At 41.1% G+C, this 15,527-nt stretch carries 12 protein-coding genes; 2 read left to right on the top strand and 10 right to left on the bottom strand.

All coding sequences use genetic code 11. The features are described from left to right. Window positions 1-162: 162 nt before the first annotated feature. Window positions 163-1,221 (top strand): sporulation integral membrane protein YtvI, encoded by a 1,059-nt coding sequence (gene ytvI, locus ACUXV2_RS06420; protein WP_446246210.1) that lies wholly within the window; start codon window positions 163-165, stop codon window positions 1,219-1,221. 45 nt (window positions 1,222-1,266) lie between these two features. Here ytvI and ACUXV2_RS06415 read toward each other — a convergent pair whose 3' ends face one another. From ACUXV2_RS06415 to cyoE, 8 genes are all read right to left on the bottom strand, one after another. After that, entirely contained in the window at window positions 1,267-2,421 is a 1,155-nt protein-coding gene (locus ACUXV2_RS06415; protein ID WP_446246209.1) for a GNAT family N-acetyltransferase, read from the bottom strand. A gap of 106 nt (window positions 2,422-2,527) precedes the next feature. Then, a complete protein-coding gene (locus ACUXV2_RS06410; protein WP_446246208.1) occupies window positions 2,528-2,989 on the bottom strand; it encodes a DUF420 domain-containing protein in 462 nt (153 codons plus the stop codon). A gap of 75 nt (window positions 2,990-3,064) precedes the next feature. After that, window positions 3,065-3,970 carry a cytochrome c oxidase assembly factor CtaG gene (ctaG, locus tag ACUXV2_RS06405; RefSeq protein ID WP_446246207.1) on the bottom strand — a complete coding sequence of 302 codons (906 nt, stop codon included), beginning with the start codon at window positions 3,968-3,970 and terminating at the stop codon, window positions 3,065-3,067. Between the two features lie 322 nt (window positions 3,971-4,292). Next, entirely contained in the window at window positions 4,293-4,625 is a 333-nt protein-coding gene (ctaF, locus tag ACUXV2_RS06400; RefSeq protein WP_071617996.1) for a cytochrome c oxidase subunit IVB, read from the bottom strand. Window positions 4,626-4,629: 4 nt separating this feature from the next. Next, entirely contained in the window at window positions 4,630-5,259 is a 630-nt protein-coding gene (locus ACUXV2_RS06395) for a cytochrome (ubi)quinol oxidase subunit III (protein WP_334217355.1), read from the bottom strand. After that, a complete protein-coding gene (ctaD, locus tag ACUXV2_RS06390; protein ID WP_446246206.1) occupies window positions 5,259-7,127 on the bottom strand; it encodes a cytochrome c oxidase subunit I in 1,869 nt (622 codons plus the stop codon). The genes ACUXV2_RS06395 and ctaD overlap by 1 nt, the downstream gene beginning before the upstream one ends. Window positions 7,128-7,157: 30 nt before the next feature. Further along, a complete protein-coding gene (gene coxB / locus ACUXV2_RS06385) occupies window positions 7,158-8,234 on the bottom strand; it encodes a cytochrome c oxidase subunit II (protein ID WP_446246205.1) in 1,077 nt (358 codons plus the stop codon). A 104-nt stretch (window positions 8,235-8,338) separates the two neighbouring features. Continuing rightward, the gene (cyoE, locus tag ACUXV2_RS06380) at window positions 8,339-9,253 is read right to left on the bottom strand and encodes a heme o synthase (RefSeq protein WP_446246204.1); all 915 of its coding nucleotides are present in this window, start codon (window positions 9,251-9,253) and stop codon (window positions 8,339-8,341) included. A gap of 478 nt (window positions 9,254-9,731) precedes the next feature. Between cyoE and ACUXV2_RS06375 the strand changes: the two genes are divergently transcribed. Continuing rightward, complete coding sequence (locus ACUXV2_RS06375) at window positions 9,732-10,640, top strand: COX15/CtaA family protein (RefSeq protein WP_446246203.1); 909 nt, start codon at window positions 9,732-9,734, stop codon at window positions 10,638-10,640. 47 nt (window positions 10,641-10,687) lie between these two features. Here the strand turns inward: ACUXV2_RS06375 and pyc are convergent, their stop codons facing one another. Then, window positions 10,688-14,128, bottom strand: coding sequence for a pyruvate carboxylase (gene pyc, locus ACUXV2_RS06370; protein ID WP_446246202.1), 3,441 nt, complete (start codon window positions 14,126-14,128; stop codon window positions 10,688-10,690). 142 nt (window positions 14,129-14,270) lie between these two features. Further along, window positions 14,271-15,488: a putative lipid II flippase FtsW gene (gene ftsW, locus ACUXV2_RS06365; protein WP_446246201.1), complete on the bottom strand. Its 1,218-nt coding sequence runs from the start codon at window positions 15,486-15,488 to the stop codon at window positions 14,271-14,273. Window positions 15,489-15,527: the final 39 nt, after the last annotated feature.

Genomic DNA, 15,527 nt, shown 5'->3' with positions numbered 1-15,527 from the left:
GATAAACATAATCGGAAACTTCACTAATACATTACTCAAATCCTCCAAGGATCCTACACTCCCTCCTCAAAAATATCAAAATTCACTTCTTCCCTACTGTTCAATCTTACTCTACTTTAATATAATAAATAGTAAGAGGAAACGTCAGAAAGGGGTTCTCAATTGTCCAAGTTCTTCACCAGAAAAGTTTTATTCATTATATTAAGTATTATTATATTGGCATTAGTATCTTTTTTTATTTTGCCGATATCAGTCCCCTTAATTACTGCTCTCATTACCGCGTTATTTCTAGAGCCTGCAGTTAAGTTCACTCAAAGAAGATTCTCCACCAACAGAAAAATAGCGGTCTTACCCGTTTTTATCATTTTCATGTTGCTAATTGGTTTATCCGCATTCTTCATTACGACAAAAGTGGTTGGAGAAGGAGTTAAATTAATAGAAGATACACCAAAATATATTAATCAACTAAGTGACATATGGCTGGATTACGAGGAAAGACTTTTGAGTGCAACTGAAGATCTGCCCAATGAAGTTGTGACCGGATTTAGTGAAGAAGTTCAGAATTTCTTAAACTCAGTAAAGACAAAGATACTAAATTCGTTAAATATAGAAAAGATCAGCGCCTTTTTATCTTATATTCCAAGCTACCTCGTGAGCTTTCTCGTTTATTTAATCGCCCTATTTTTGTTTATGCTGGATTTACCGGGTATTAAACAGAGCATTTTCAATCACCTGACTGAACGGACGGCAGAGAAAGTCAATTTCATGACATCCAGGCTTTCTTATGTTATCTTTGGCTTCTTTAAAGCACAGTTTCTAGTGAGTGTCATCATCTTTCTTGTCTCATTGATCGGATTGCTTTTTATCTCGCCTGAAGTGGCGATCGTGATGTCTCTCGTTATCTGGATCATTGATTTCATCCCTTTGATCGGTTCCATTGTCGTTCTTGGACCATGGGCGATGTTCCATCTAATCACCGGTAATATCGCCCTGGGTACACAGCTCGCTGTATTGGCAGCGATTCTTCTGATTATCAGGAGAACTGTGGAACCAAAAGTTATGGGTACACATATAGGACTTTCTCCGCTGGCTACTCTGATTGCCATGTATCTCGGCCTGAAGCTGTTTGGGGTCCTCGGTTTCATCATCGGCCCACTTTTATTAATCGTCTTTAATTCAGCAAAAGAAGCGGGCATTATCAAAACAAATTTCAAGGTGTAACGTAAAGAGGACTACCGGTAAACCGGTAGTCCTTTTCTATAAGGCTCAGAAGAAATCATAGAAAAACGGGCTTACCTTCTGTGTAAGCTTTTCGAGCTTAACGACATCCACCCGCTTCCCTTCAATCTGTCCCATTTCGAGAAGCGAAAGAGGCGTGTGCACTCCGAAAATGATTGCAGTAAATGTGTTTATGGTCATTTTTACATCATTCTCATATGCTTTACTTTCCGTTACGCCCCTGCTATCAACTTTAAATGTACGGTTGTTCCAGTCCGCGGTATGATCCGTAAGGGATATATGTACAGTGTCATTAAACTCAATATTCCTTAGATAATCCTCCAAAAATCGCCCTACGTCTACTATTCTACTCATAAAATACGGTTGTTTTTCAACTTTAACCCGGGGATCCTTGAGCAAAAATGGAAGTGGCTCTCTCGGATTTAAAACCAGTTCTGCCTCATTGATCATCGAATCATGCTGACAGATGAAGTTCCATAGCCCATATCTCGCCTCGGCAGTTAGTGGAACGAATTCTTCAACCTTCAATTTTTCATTTTTAACCTCATAGGTCAAATACCCCTGCGGAACCCGATCTTCATTATAATAAACTGCAATCCATAAGTCAGTGATGCTTCTTTCTTTCCACCATTCCTTTGTACGGGCAAGCATCCCATTGTGTCTATGAGCATATTTCTCATACAGGTCATGAAGTTCTTCCGGGTAAGAATCTTTAGAGAATCTCTTAACTTGGCCATTTGTCCCTGTCAAAGGCTGTAAATCCTTCTTTTTTAAATGAAGCTTATCAAAATAAGCAAATACCTCCCAACCGAATTTCCTATAGAATTCAATGTCAAAAGGATGAAGCATGGATAGAGATTGACCTTTATTCTTCATTTCTTCCAATGAATGAGACAGTAAGGATCTGACAAATCCTTTTCTTCTATATTCAGGATATGTTGCTACTCCTGCTATTCCGCCCATTGAAAATTTCGTCTTCCCTAACCAGATTTCCAAAGATAATAGATGAAGCTTCGCTGCCAGTGCATCATCATTGAATATACAGTAGACATCCTGTTTTTTTAACTGTTCAAGTCTATTTTCTCTTTTTTCAGCAGGTACTTTATATTGGAACGCATATTCAGATAACTGCAAAGAATCCTCATAATGAGACTGTTTCAACTTAGTTATAGTAGGCTGCACCTTTTGATCTCCCCTTTCTCAATTGTTTATTCGACAGGTAATGGGAGATTCCTTTCCCTAAACAAAAAAAGTCCGTATAAGAAATTTCTTATACGGACTCTTAATCTCAGTTCCCGAGTATTGCTTTTATGACAGATGTGGTTTCCCCGCCTTCATAAATCACGTACAGAAGCAGGTATACAGCCACTCCTGTAATGGCAGTGAAAAACCATATCATACTGGTGATGGGGCCAAGCTTTCTGTGTCTTGCCAACTTTTCTTTATATCCCGTCCATAAACTCATTAAACCGAATACTGCGCCTATTGTGGCAAGAGTGATATGGAAGATCAAGAATATCGTATAATAAATCTTAATATCATCAGGTCCGCCAAAAGATGTATTCCCGATGAAAATGGTTCTGCTTGCATAAATGATAAAGAAAATCAGTGCAAAAATTCCAGCCAGGGTCATCGTCCCCTGATGCTGTTCAATTTTTCTCTGTTTAATTTGCCACCAGCCAATTGCGACAGTAATAGCACTTAAGACAATGAAGCTGGTACTGATCGTAGGTAAAATTGGTACACCCATTACTAGTCCTCACTTTTCTGTAATTATTCTAGATACGGCAGGAATGGCAGCAAGCTATCCCTGCACGATTTATCTTCATTTTGTAGGAGATGGATCAACAGCCGGTTCATACGAAAGTTTTTCCTGCTTCTCCATATCCTTTCGATACCACTGAAAGAAAAGATTGAATAACATGACACCGAAAACAATTTCCTGGATGATTTTCATGATCACTCCGCCAAGCTGCTGATCATTTACCGTGGACATCGATGTGAATAACTCTGGACCTGTTAACGTCAGACCTTGCAAAGTATCAACCGGAACACAAAGAGCTAAGGCTTTCAGAAACTCCTCCGGATCATAGTAAGGTGCATACAAAGGGTTTTCTGCAAAGATAATCAATCCACATGCCGGAGTTAACAATACCGCACTCCCCAATATGTAGCCGATCCTTTTTAAGCCGCTTAAATCGATGTCTTCATCAGCTGGATTCAACAACGGCCACCACATGAAGACAGATAGCATGAACAGGATAACTGTAGCTAAACCATGAAGAGTTACATCCGTTCTTACATTATCGAATACCAATGGAATATGATAGATGGAAAAAACGATATTAAACGTTAGCAGCGAGATTAAAGGCATTGTCATAAATTTAAATAACGGTTTGACAACCGGCAGGTTGATCGCTGCCTTCCACACCCAATTGGGTATCCCCATGATGATAAGCGGTGTAACAACTAAATAGAGAAGAGCCATCTGAGTCATATGCGCAGAAAATAAGATCGTGCTCATTACTTCAACAGGCGAGCCTTTAATTGCGTATAAAAGGATCATTGCCAATATAAAATAAGCTGCTTCTTTTCGAGTCAGCGGAGAATTTTCCATGAAGCTGCTTCTCCACTTTACAGTAATCAAAAAATAAACAACTGTAATAAATACCAATGTCAAAATAAAAAACGGGCTCCACAAAGCCATAAAACCGAATATACCCAACGGCATTTCCTCACCTCATTTCACTTTTAAACCTATACCACCATTATACTGTCAACCATCCCCCACTTCAATGTAAGCTAATGACAAGTTCATGAACAATTAAGAAAAGCGGAGGGGCTTTGCTCAGAGGCGGGTGGCATAAGACGAGCCGGACTGGAAGGCGTTCTTTGCCTTCTTGGCCGGATTGGCTTATGACATGTGCCTCTAAGCCCTGGAGCTGGACAATAGAAAAGCGGAGGGCTTTGCCGAGAGGCGGCTCGCTCAAAGGCGAAAGCAAATGACCGGAACCGAAAAAAAAGCCAGCCAATTAAATTGGCTGACTTTCATTTTAGATCCATACGATTGTCAAGAATGTTAACACTGTGATGAACGCTACAAGTGCTCCAGAATACAAGAACAATGCAGGAGCTTCATGTCCTTTATGACTCATATGCATGAAGTAATATAATTGGAAAATCAATTGTACTACTGCCAGCAGCAGGATGAATGGTACTACGAAGTACTTATCAAAATCACCTGCAACAGCGATGAATGCAACTAGTGTTAAGAAAATCATGAACATGAATGAAGTAACCTGCATTCTCATGTCTTCTGCATTTTTCTTACGACGGTATTCGTAATCTACACTTGGGTTACCTGAATTTGATTGTTGATTCGCCATCAGTTTATCCCACCATTCCCATTAAGTATACTACTGTAAAGATAAATACCCATACAACGTCGATAAAGTGCCAGTATAGAGAAGCTAAGTAAAACTTCGGAGCGTTGTACAGATTTAAACCGCGTTTTGCATTACGGAGCATCAAACTGATGATCCAAAGGAGACCGAATGCAACGTGTCCTCCGTGGAAACCAACGAGTGCGTAAAATGCAGAACCAAACGCGCTGCTAGTAAAAGTATGCCCGTATTCATGTACGTAATGATTAAACTCATAAATTTCCAAACCTAGGAATCCTGCACCTAAAAGTACAGTGATTAATAACCAAGCCTGCATACGTTGGAAATTGTAATTCTTCATATGATACATTGCATAAACACTTGTTAATGAACTTGTTAAAAGCAGCATTGTAGCAACAAATGATAAAGGCAGATCAAAAATATCAGTAGTTAAAGCGTGGCTATCGCTTGGCACTTTATTTTTAAGTGCTAAATAAGTAGCAAAAAGTGATCCGAACAGAACTGTTTCTCCACCAAGGAAGAACCAGAAGCCCATAAACTTATTTTTCCCCTCAAGGGTTGCCTTTTCAGGGGAGGCTGGCCAGGTCTTCGGCGTGAATTTTTCTTCAGCATGCATTATGCCTTACCCCCTTTATCATCATCCATTAAATCTTCTTTGTGAATATGATAACCATGATCATCGATTACAGATCTCAGGAACATCGCTCCTAGAGTAATGAGCATACCAATGATTAATACAGGAATTGCCCATGGTTCTCCATCTGGACGATACATAGCTCCGAAAGCTGCAACAAACAATCCGAAGGAGATGATCACCGGCAGAATCGAGTTATTCGGCATGTGAATATCGCCAATAGGTTCAGCTGGCGTAAGTTCATTCTTACCTTCCATTTTCTCTAACCAATAAGCATCCAGCCCTCTGATCAGTGGTGTTTGCTTAAAGTTATAGAATGGAGGCGGTGATGGAATTGCCCATTCAATTGTACGTCCGTCTCCCCAAGGGTCATTACCTACTTTAACACCTTTTACTTGAGTGATGATGACATTGATCAGGATGACTATGACGGATACACCCATGAATCCTGCTCCAATAGAACTTACTAAGTTACCTGTCTCGAAACCTTGACCTGGAAGGAATTTCCATATACGACGCGGCATCCCCATCAGCCCTAAGAAATGCTGGATAAAGAATGTCAGGTGGAATCCGATAAAGAATAACCAGAAAGAAATTTTCCCAAGGAAATCATTTAACATCGTACCAAACATTTTTGGCCAGTAATAATGAGTACCAGCTAATAATGCAAATACTACACCACCAACGATAACATAGTGGAAGTGAGCTACTACGAAATACGTATCATGGAACTGGTAATCAGCTGCAGCAGATGCAAGCATGATACCTGTAACCCCACCGGCTACGAATGATGGAATGAAAGCTACCGCATACAACATTGGAGTCGTAAATTTCAAGCTTCCTCCCCACATTGTGAGAAGCCAGTTAAAGATCTTAATACCTGTTGGAACTGCAATCGCCATTGTTGCAACAGCGAAGATAGCGTTTGCGATAGGACCAAGGCCGACCGTGAACATGTGGTGGGCCCACACCATGAATCCTAAGAAACCGATCAATACGGTCGCAAATACCATCGAAGAGTATCCAAACAAACGTTTTCTTGAGAAATGTGGAATAATCTCAGAGAAAATACCGAATGCCGGCAATACAAGGATGTACACTTCAGGATGCCCAAAGATCCAGAAGAAATGTTCCCAGATGATTGTGTTACCGCCATTTGCTACATCGAAGAAATTCGATCCGAACATACGGTCAAACATCATTAAGAATAGTCCGACAGTCAATGCTGGGAATGCAAATAAGATAAGTGCTGATGTAACAAACGCTGTCCATGTGAACAATGGCATACGCATATAAGTCATTCCCGGAGCACGCATATTAATGATGGTAACAAGGAAGTTGATACCACCAATCAAAGTTCCTGCACCGGCAATCTGTAAACCTAAGACATAAAAGTCGATCCCATGACCTTCTGATGCAATTGATAAGGACGCGTAGGATGTCCACCCTGCATCAGGTGCTCCGCCCATGAACCATGAAAGATTCAGGAATACTCCTCCAAAGAAGAATAACCAGAATCCAAGTGAATTCACGAACGGGAATGCAACATCACGAGCACCAATTTGTAATGGCACGACGGCATTCATAAATGCAAATATAAGTGGCATGGCAGCCAAGAATATCATTGTTGTACCGTGCATTGTCAATACTTCATTGTATAAGCCTGCACTAATAAAGTCACTATTAGGCACTGCAAGCTGTATACGGATAATAAGAGCTTCCAAACCTCCCAGCAAGAAGAAGAATCCTCCTGACATGAGGTAAAGGATGGCGATCTTTTTATGGTCTACTGTTGTTAAGTAATCCCAAATTGTCGCACCGAAGCCTTTTTTCTGTGCTAAGCTACTCACGATTTAACCTCCCTTTTAACTTATCCCCTATTAATCTTGAACTTTGAGACCCATCAGGTATTCTGCAAGAGCATCCATTTCTTCATCCGATAACTCTCCGTATGTACCAGTCATTTTATTTCCTGGCTTATATTGTTCAGGGTCTTCCAGCCAGTTTTTCAGTTCTTCTTCATTGTGTTCCAAAATTCCAGCGATCCGGTTGCGCTCTCCAAATGTTGCTAAGTTCGGAGCAAGACGTGCAGACTCGGGACGGCCATCTTCTGGGGAAACAGCATGACAGCTTAAGCATTTTTGGTTGAAGATTTCTTGTCCTTGTTGAGCTAAATCAGAAGCAGGTTCAGGTTCTCCTGCATTTTGCATATCTTTTACCCAGCCATTGAATTCATCTTGAGGCAATGCTTTTACTTTAAAGTCCATTAAAGCGTGAGAAGGACCACAAAGCTCTGCACATTTACCATAGAATACTCCGCCGGCATCCTCGGATTTCTGTCCGTCAAACTCAAGGAAGAATGTGTTGACACCATCTACGTTGGTATCAATCTTTCCACCTGCAGCCGGGATCCAGAAAGAGTGTTTAACATCTGAAGCGGTTACATTAAAGTAAACCTTCTGATCTGTTGGAACAACTAAATCCTGGGATGTAATGATTTTTTGATCAGGATATTCGAATTCCCACCAATATAGGTTAGCACGAACATTTACGACCAGCGCTTCCCGATTTCCGTCAGCGTCTTTTTTGTCCATTGCTTTTGTATCAGCAAGCTGGAACGTTGCAGTAACAGTTGGAACTGCAAGGATAAGCAGAAGGATGATTGGAATGACAGTCCATAAAATCTCTAATGTATGGCTTCCTTCTACTTGTTTTGGAATTGCAGTGTCTCCTTTTTTCCTGCGGAAACGAATGATCGCCACTGCGTACACGATTACAACTACAATAATAACCAATACCATTATTAATGTAGCCAGAATCATAAGATCATATTGTGTCTGTGCTACTTCTCCAGCTGGCTGCAGTGTAGAAATAAACGGCTCACCGCAACCAGAAAGAATAAGTGCCATTATGGCTACAATGGAGAATAAGCGCCACTTAGTTAGCCTTGCTTTCATAGCTTAATCAAACCCCTCTTTCGTGTAATGTACTTCCTGAAATAAAACAAGGACTCAAAAAAATATCTATTTGGATTTCTTATCAGAAAGAATTCCCACTAATCTTATATAACGGTAACGATAACCATCGCTACAAACAAGATAGTCAAATAATTAAGTGAATATACAAACATCAGTTTAGACCACTTGATGTCATCCTTCATTTTATAGCCTGCAAGGCCAAGAGCCAGCCAGCCTATGTTGAAAGCTGTTGCAAGAATGAAGAAGAACATTCCCAGATCCATCAGAAAGAACGGAAGCGGCAGCAGGGCAGCCACCCAAGCGACGATATGGTGCTTGGTAACAGCAAAACCTTTTACGACAGGAAGCATTGGGATATTTGCTGCTCTGTATTCCTCCACACGTTTCATAGCCAGCGCGTAAAAATGCGGCGGCTGCCAGATAAACATCATCAGGAATAACATCCAAGCGATAATATCAAGATTAGCATCAACAGCTGCCCATCCAATTAATGGAGGTACGGCACCTGAAATGCTTCCTACAATCGTATTGCTTACATATTTTCTTTTGGACCACATTGTATATAATACAACGTAACTAAAAACCCCTATAATTCCGATAACACCTGCAGTTACTGTAGTCATGAACAGCATGATGATTCCGAATGCAATCATCAGAAGCCCAAGCAGCGATGCTTTCGTGCCATTTATCTTGCCCGTAACCGTAGGACGTTCCTTTGTACGCTCCATCAGATGATCAATGTCTCGGTCATACACATTATTAATCACACATGATCCTGCAATGATAAGGGAAGAACCTACTAAAGTAAGAAACATGATATCAAGAGAATTTAGAAAGTGTGTATTTGTAAAATAAAATGCTAACCACATCCCGGTAAAAGTTGTGATCAGATTTGAATTAACAATTCCGACTTTGATTAAAGCTAAGAAATCTTTCCACACAGTGGATGTGGGGATCTTAGATTCTTCAACATTTGTCATTACTCGACTGTTTGACATTTTACCCCTCCTCACATTAAAACCAAACAGAGGCAGATGATACCTCTTACTACTATAAAGTAAATGAACTACCATTTCTATATCGAATTCAATTTTTTAACAGAAATAAGAAATAGTAATTACGCTATCAATATTATATTAAACCATATATTTTTTCTTTTTTGGGATGGAAAAAAATAATATTGTGAAGAAATTGTGAAGAAAAATAAATTCAGAAAGTTACCACCCGATTCGACAAATGTTGATTTTATCATAACATACTTTCGACAGAAGCGCTTACACAATTAATATAATCATTTTTAGGATATTTTTACTACGAATTATCGTCCCCCAGCTCACCAATATTAATGCTCAATATTCTGTAACATTTTATATGTTGAGTTTTAGACGTAATTTCGTTATTATCGTAAAGGCAACAAACTATTTTTCTACTATATTTTTTTAGTCAATGAAGTCTTTATCTAAGAAGGTGAATAGATTGCATAAAGGATTAAAATGGCTTGCCGTCATCACGACATTGGGCATGCTATTTGTACTATTAGGTGGAGCCTTAGTGACCAAGACGGAATCAGGAATGGGATGCGGCCGCTCATGGCCGTTATGCAACGGCCAGTTGATTCCAACGGATATTACATTGGAGCTTGTGATCGAGTTAGCTCACAGAGTAGTCTCCGGTGGAGTGGGGCTTTTGGTTCTCGCCTTGTCAATATGGTCCTGGAAAGCCATAGGGTATAAGCGTGAAACGAAATTCTTATCAGCCCTGTCTTTCTTTTTCTTGCTGTTGCAAGGATTGATAGGAGCAGCTGCAGTGATGTGGGGTCAATCTGATTTCGTTCTTGCTTTACATTTCGGGATTTCCCTGATTTCATTTGCAGCAATATTACTTTTGACTCTACTCATTTTTGAAGTAGATCAAAAATTTGAAGCAAGTTCACTTGTCATCAACAAGCGTATGAGATTTCATATGATCGGTGTAACTTTATACAGTTACATTGTCGTGTATACAGGGGCGCTGGTAAGACATACGAACTCAAGTCTTGTCTGTAAAGACTGGCCGCTCTGTGTGAATTCAAGCCCTTCTCTCCCTACGAATATGTATGAATGGATACAGATGGGACATCGTTCTGCAGCCGGACTTATCTTTTTATGGATAGCTTATATTACGTATATCGCCATTAAAGAACACAAACATCAAAAAGTCATCTATTGGGGTTGGATCATCGCTTTCACTCTCGTGTCGCTGCAGGTAATTTCCGGAGCTTTGGTCGTATTCACTCGATTAAACTTAGGAATCGCCCTTCTTCATGCCTTGATCATCTCATGTCTATTCGGATTGTTGTGTTACTTCAATCTTCTCGCTTCAAGAAGTAAATTAAATCACGAATGATAAAAAAAGGATGCCGGTTACAAACCGGCATCCTTTTTACTATGTCTTTATGATTTTTGCATTTCGATCAATAAGTCTCCAGGACTGATTGCGTCTCCGCCCTCCACATAAATATCTTTTACCGTTCCGGAGAATGGAGCTTGAACCGTAGTCTCCATCTTCATGGCTTCTGTGATCATCAAGTGATCACCTTTTTCCACTTTCTCCCCTTTATCGACAATCACCTTAATGACTGTACCCGGCATTGAGGCACCGATATGTGTTTCGTCCTTTGGATCTACTTTTCTTTTCGAGGCAACCGTAGATTTGATATTTTCATCTTTGATGACAATCTCACGAGGCTGTCCATTCAATTCAAAATACACGATTCGTGTACCGTCTGCCTGCGCCTGGCCGATTGATACCAATTTAACAATCAATGTTTTTCCAGTTTCGATTTCAACTTCAATCTCTTCTCCAAGTCTCATTCCGAATAGGAATGTTGGGGTATCCAATACGGATATATCGCCAAATTGCTCAAGGGTTTGAGCGTATTCAGAGAACACTTTCGGATATAGCGCATATCCAAGGGCATCAAAACTCGTGACCGGACGATTGAGCTGTTCATAGAGCTTCTCTTTCAGTTTCGTGAAATCCACATCATCCAATAGTTCACCAGGACGAACTGTTAAAGGATTTCTTCCTTTCAGGATGACTTTTTGCAATTCTTCAGGAAATCCGCCATGCGGCTGTCCAAGATATCCTTCAAATAGCTCCACGACAGAATCAGGGAAATCTATTTTTTCACCTTTTTCAATGACATCTTGTTCTGATAGATCGTTCTGCACCATAAAGAGTGCCATGTCCCCCACCACTTTGGAGGAAGGAGTGACCTTGACGATATCACCAAATAGATGGTTGACTCGTGCATACATCTCTTTTACTTCTTCCCATCGATCCCCCAGACCGACAGCTTTTGCCTGCTGCTGAAGATTACTGTATTGGCCTCCCGGCATTTCATGTTTGTAAACTTCAGGATGCGGCGACATCATTCCGCTTTCAAAATCAGTATAATATTTACGTACATCTTCCCAATAATGGGACAGTGATTCAAGAGAATCGATATTTACATTAGGCTCCCTTTCGGTCCCCTTCAACGCATAATATAATGTGTTTGCACTCGGCTGGGAAGTAAGGCCAGACATCGTACTCAATGCAGTGTCTACAATATCCACTCCTGCATCTATCGCTCTTGCATACGTATAGATTCCATTTCCACTTGTATCATGAGTATGAAGGTGGATAGGCAGATTTACGGAATCTTTCAATTCAGAGATAAGTCTATAGGCAGACTGCGGTTTCAGAAGTCCAGCCATATCTTTAATCGCCAGTATGTGTGCACCGCTTGCTTCAAGCTCTTTTGCGAGATTCTTATAGTAATCAATATCGTATTTGGTACGTGTCGGGTCTTCGATATCACCTGTATAGCAAATGGCTGCTTCCGCGATTTTTCCGCTCTGTCTAACGGCATCGATTGCCACTTCCATTCCTTTGACCCAGTTCAGGCTGTCGAATATCCTGAAAACATCTATTCCGGCGAATGCAGATTTCTCAACAAACTCTTTGATGACATTATCAGGGTAATTCTTGTATCCTACTGCATTGGATGCCCTTAAAAGCATTTGGAATAACACATTCGGGATTCGTTCCCTTAACGTCAACAAACGGTTCCAAGGGTCTTCTTTCAAGAAGCGGTAGGCGACATCAAATGTAGCTCCTCCCCACATTTCAAGGGAAAACATATCCGGTAGAAGCTTCGATGTCGGCTCTGCAATTTGCTTTAAATCATTCGTCCTTACACGGGTAGCGAGCAAAGACTGATGAGCATCCCGGAATGTGGTATCAGTCAATAGGACGGACTTTTGATCCCTGACCCAGTTCACCAGACCTTCGGCACCATGCTGATCAAGGATTTGTTTCGTCCCCGGTTTCACTGGTTCGGTTAAGTCTATTAATGGAGTCCTAGGTTTTGAAAATACCGGTTTTTTCTTCTTTTCAACTCCCGGAAAACCATTTACCGTCACATTTCCGATATACGAGAGCATTTTTGTACCGCGGTCTTTTCGTTTAGGAAAAATGAATAATTCAGGGGTTGTATCGATGAATGAAGTATCATACTCCCCAGTAATGAATTTTTCATGCTTCACGACGTTTTCCAAGAATGGAATATTGGTCTTGATACCGCGAATTCTAAATTCTTGAAGATTTCTGACCATTTTGGATGCGGCTTGTTCAAATGTCAGGGCCCACGTAGAAAGCTTCACCAGCAGGGAATCATAATACGGTGTAACAATCGCTCCCTGATATCCATTTCCAGCGTCAAGACGGACACCGAAACCTCCTCCGGAACGGTATGCCATGATCTTCCCTGTATCGGGCATGAAGTTATTGAGTGGGTCCTCTGTCGTTACCCTTGACTGGATCGCAAATCCGTGCAATTGAACATCTTCCTGCAGGGGAATTCCTACTTTACTGCTGTGTAACGTATGTCCTTCAGCAATCAGCAGCTGAGACTGAACAATATCCACACCTGTTACCATCTCGGTGATCGTGTGCTCAACTTGTACACGGGGATTGACTTCTATGAAAAAGAATTCGTTGTTCGCCACAAGGAACTCAACCGTACCGGCATTCACATATTTCACATTGTCCATCAGGCGTACCGCCGCTTCACAAATATCCTCTCTCAGTTTATCCGGGAGGGATACGGATGGAGCGATTTCGACTACCTTCTGGTGACGTCTCTGAATGGAGCAGTCACGTTCGTAAAGATGCACAATATTCCCTTCGGCATCCCCAAGGATCTGCACCTCTATGTGCTTCGGATTTTCCACAAATTTCTCAACATAGATCTCGTCGTTCCCAAAAGCCGCCTTCGCTTCTGATTTTGCACGTTCGTATGCTTCCTTAAGACTTTCAAGGTTTCTGACGATACGCATTCCACGGCCACCGCCACCAAGGGAAGCTTTAATGATGATCGGGAACCCCGCTTCCTTTCCAAAGCTGATCACTTCCTCGAGGCTTGAGACAGGACCGTCGCTACCAGGAATGACAGGGATATCCGCAAGCTGTGCTTGTTTACGCGCTTTCACCTTATCTCCAAACATATCTAAATGAGTTGAATGCGGACCAACGAAGGTGATCCCCTCTTCTTCGCATCTTCTGGCGAAATGAATATTCTCAGATAGGAACCCATATCCAGGGTGGATTGCATCAACATCGGATTTCTTGGCTATTTTAATAATCCCTTCGATATCAAGGTAAGCATCTATAGGTTTCTTGTCCTCACCGACCAGATATGCTTCATCTGCTTTATATCGATGATAAGAACCGGAATCTTCTTTACTGTAGACAGCAACCGTTCTGATATTCAACTCCGTACATGCACGGAATACGCGGATGGCAATCTCTCCGCGGTTTGCGACTAATACCTTTTGAATTTTCTTCAATACAATCTCTCCTTTAAGTTAGTTCATGATTGAAAATCTTTCATTACTAGTCTATTAAAAAAGGGCTGACCCGAAAGATGGATACTAGCGTATCTTAGGGGGCAGACCCTAGACATAGAGTGTTTCATCCTCTATTAGAGACCTACATTTTTACACCATATATTTTTCTGTTTGTAGACATATTCTCCAAAGGTTCGCCATTTTCCTTCTTTGTCTTGTATTTTTCTTCATATTTCACAAACATGGAGACATTTACAAGTACTCCCAATGACAATGAAAGTACCAACAAAGACGATCCTCCATAACTGATGAAAGGGAGCGGAACCCCGGTAATAGGTATGAGTCCGGATACACCACCGAGATTGATGAATGCCTGAATACCAATCATACTTGAAATTCCGATGGCAAGCATCGTCCCGAATGGGTCCTGGCATTTAACGCCGATATAAATCCCTCTTAATACAATGTAGGATAATCCGAGAATGACAAAGCTGACACCGAATACACCCAATTCTTCTGCTATGATGGCCATGATGAAGTCTGTCTGAGGTTCAGGAATGTAACCGAGCTTCTGAATACTCTGTCCAAGTCCAAGCCCCTGGACACCACCGGAACCTATGGCAAGATAGGAGTTAACAAGTTGATATCCTTCACCCTGGGCATCCTGAAACGGAGACAGGTAGGCTTCAATCCTGCTCATTCTTTCTTCGGTAAAGATGAAACCCCTCGCCAAATAAATGAACGGAGAGACGATGACAAGTAACCCCGTACCGATTCCAGCAAGCTTAAAGATGGTACGGAAATTTATCCCGGAGCACATGATGACGATCGCACCGATCGCAAAGATGATAGCCGCTGTCCCAAAATCCGGTTCCAGGAAAACGATGAAGCAGATGAACCCTAGAAAAATCAGTGGTGGTGCAAGCCCGCGATTCAAGTCATCGATATATGCCTGTTTCTTCGAATAAACCGATCCCAAATAAATGACGACTGCAAGCTTGGCAAACTCAGAAGGCTGAATCCTCATGAAGCCAAGGTCAACCCAGCTTTTGGCATTATTCACTTCACTGCCAATAATATGTACTGAAATAAGCATTGCAATAATCAAGAACATGAGACTTTTGATGATTTTACCTATTTGAAAGGCTTTATAAGGAAACCATGCTGCAATCGTAAACGCAATGAATCCAATGATGACGTTAATCAGCTGCTTCTTATAAAAAAAGTCACTTTCCAGATCAAAACGTTCAACAGCCATTACCATGCTTGCACTATAGACCATCACCAGTCCAAAAAAACATAGGAATACATAAACAGCTATCAAAGAATAGTCGTAGGACTTCAGTATTTTTTTAATCATGACGATTCAACCCTTTTTCTTATATCATTTCTTTTTTGG

This window comes from Rossellomorea sp. NS-SX7 (assembly GCF_052828565.1).
This window is presented reverse-complemented; position numbering and strand designations above follow the sequence as displayed.

What these genes read in the sequence shown, in the direction of transcription:
- ACUXV2_RS06410 (WP_446246208.1), bottom strand. Translation starts at nt 2,989, where the DNA reads ATGGGTGTACCAATTTTACCTACGATCAGTACCAGCTTCATTGTCTTA.
- ctaG (WP_446246207.1), bottom strand. Translation starts at nt 3,970, where the DNA reads ATGCCGTTGGGTATATTCGGTTTTATGGCTTTGTGGAGCCCGTTTTTT.
- ctaF (WP_071617996.1), bottom strand. Translation starts at nt 4,625, where the DNA reads ATGGCGAATCAACAATCAAATTCAGGTAACCCAAGTGTAGATTACGAA.
- ACUXV2_RS06395 (WP_334217355.1), bottom strand. Translation starts at nt 5,259, where the DNA reads ATGCATGCTGAAGAAAAATTCACGCCGAAGACCTGGCCAGCCTCCCCT.
- coxB (WP_446246205.1), bottom strand. Translation starts at nt 8,234, where the DNA reads ATGAAAGCAAGGCTAACTAAGTGGCGCTTATTCTCCATTGTAGCCATA.
- cyoE (WP_446246204.1), bottom strand. Translation starts at nt 9,253, where the DNA reads ATGTCAAACAGTCGAGTAATGACAAATGTTGAAGAATCTAAGATCCCC.
- ftsW (WP_446246201.1), bottom strand. Translation starts at nt 15,488, where the DNA reads ATGATTAAAAAAATACTGAAGTCCTACGACTATTCTTTGATAGCTGTT.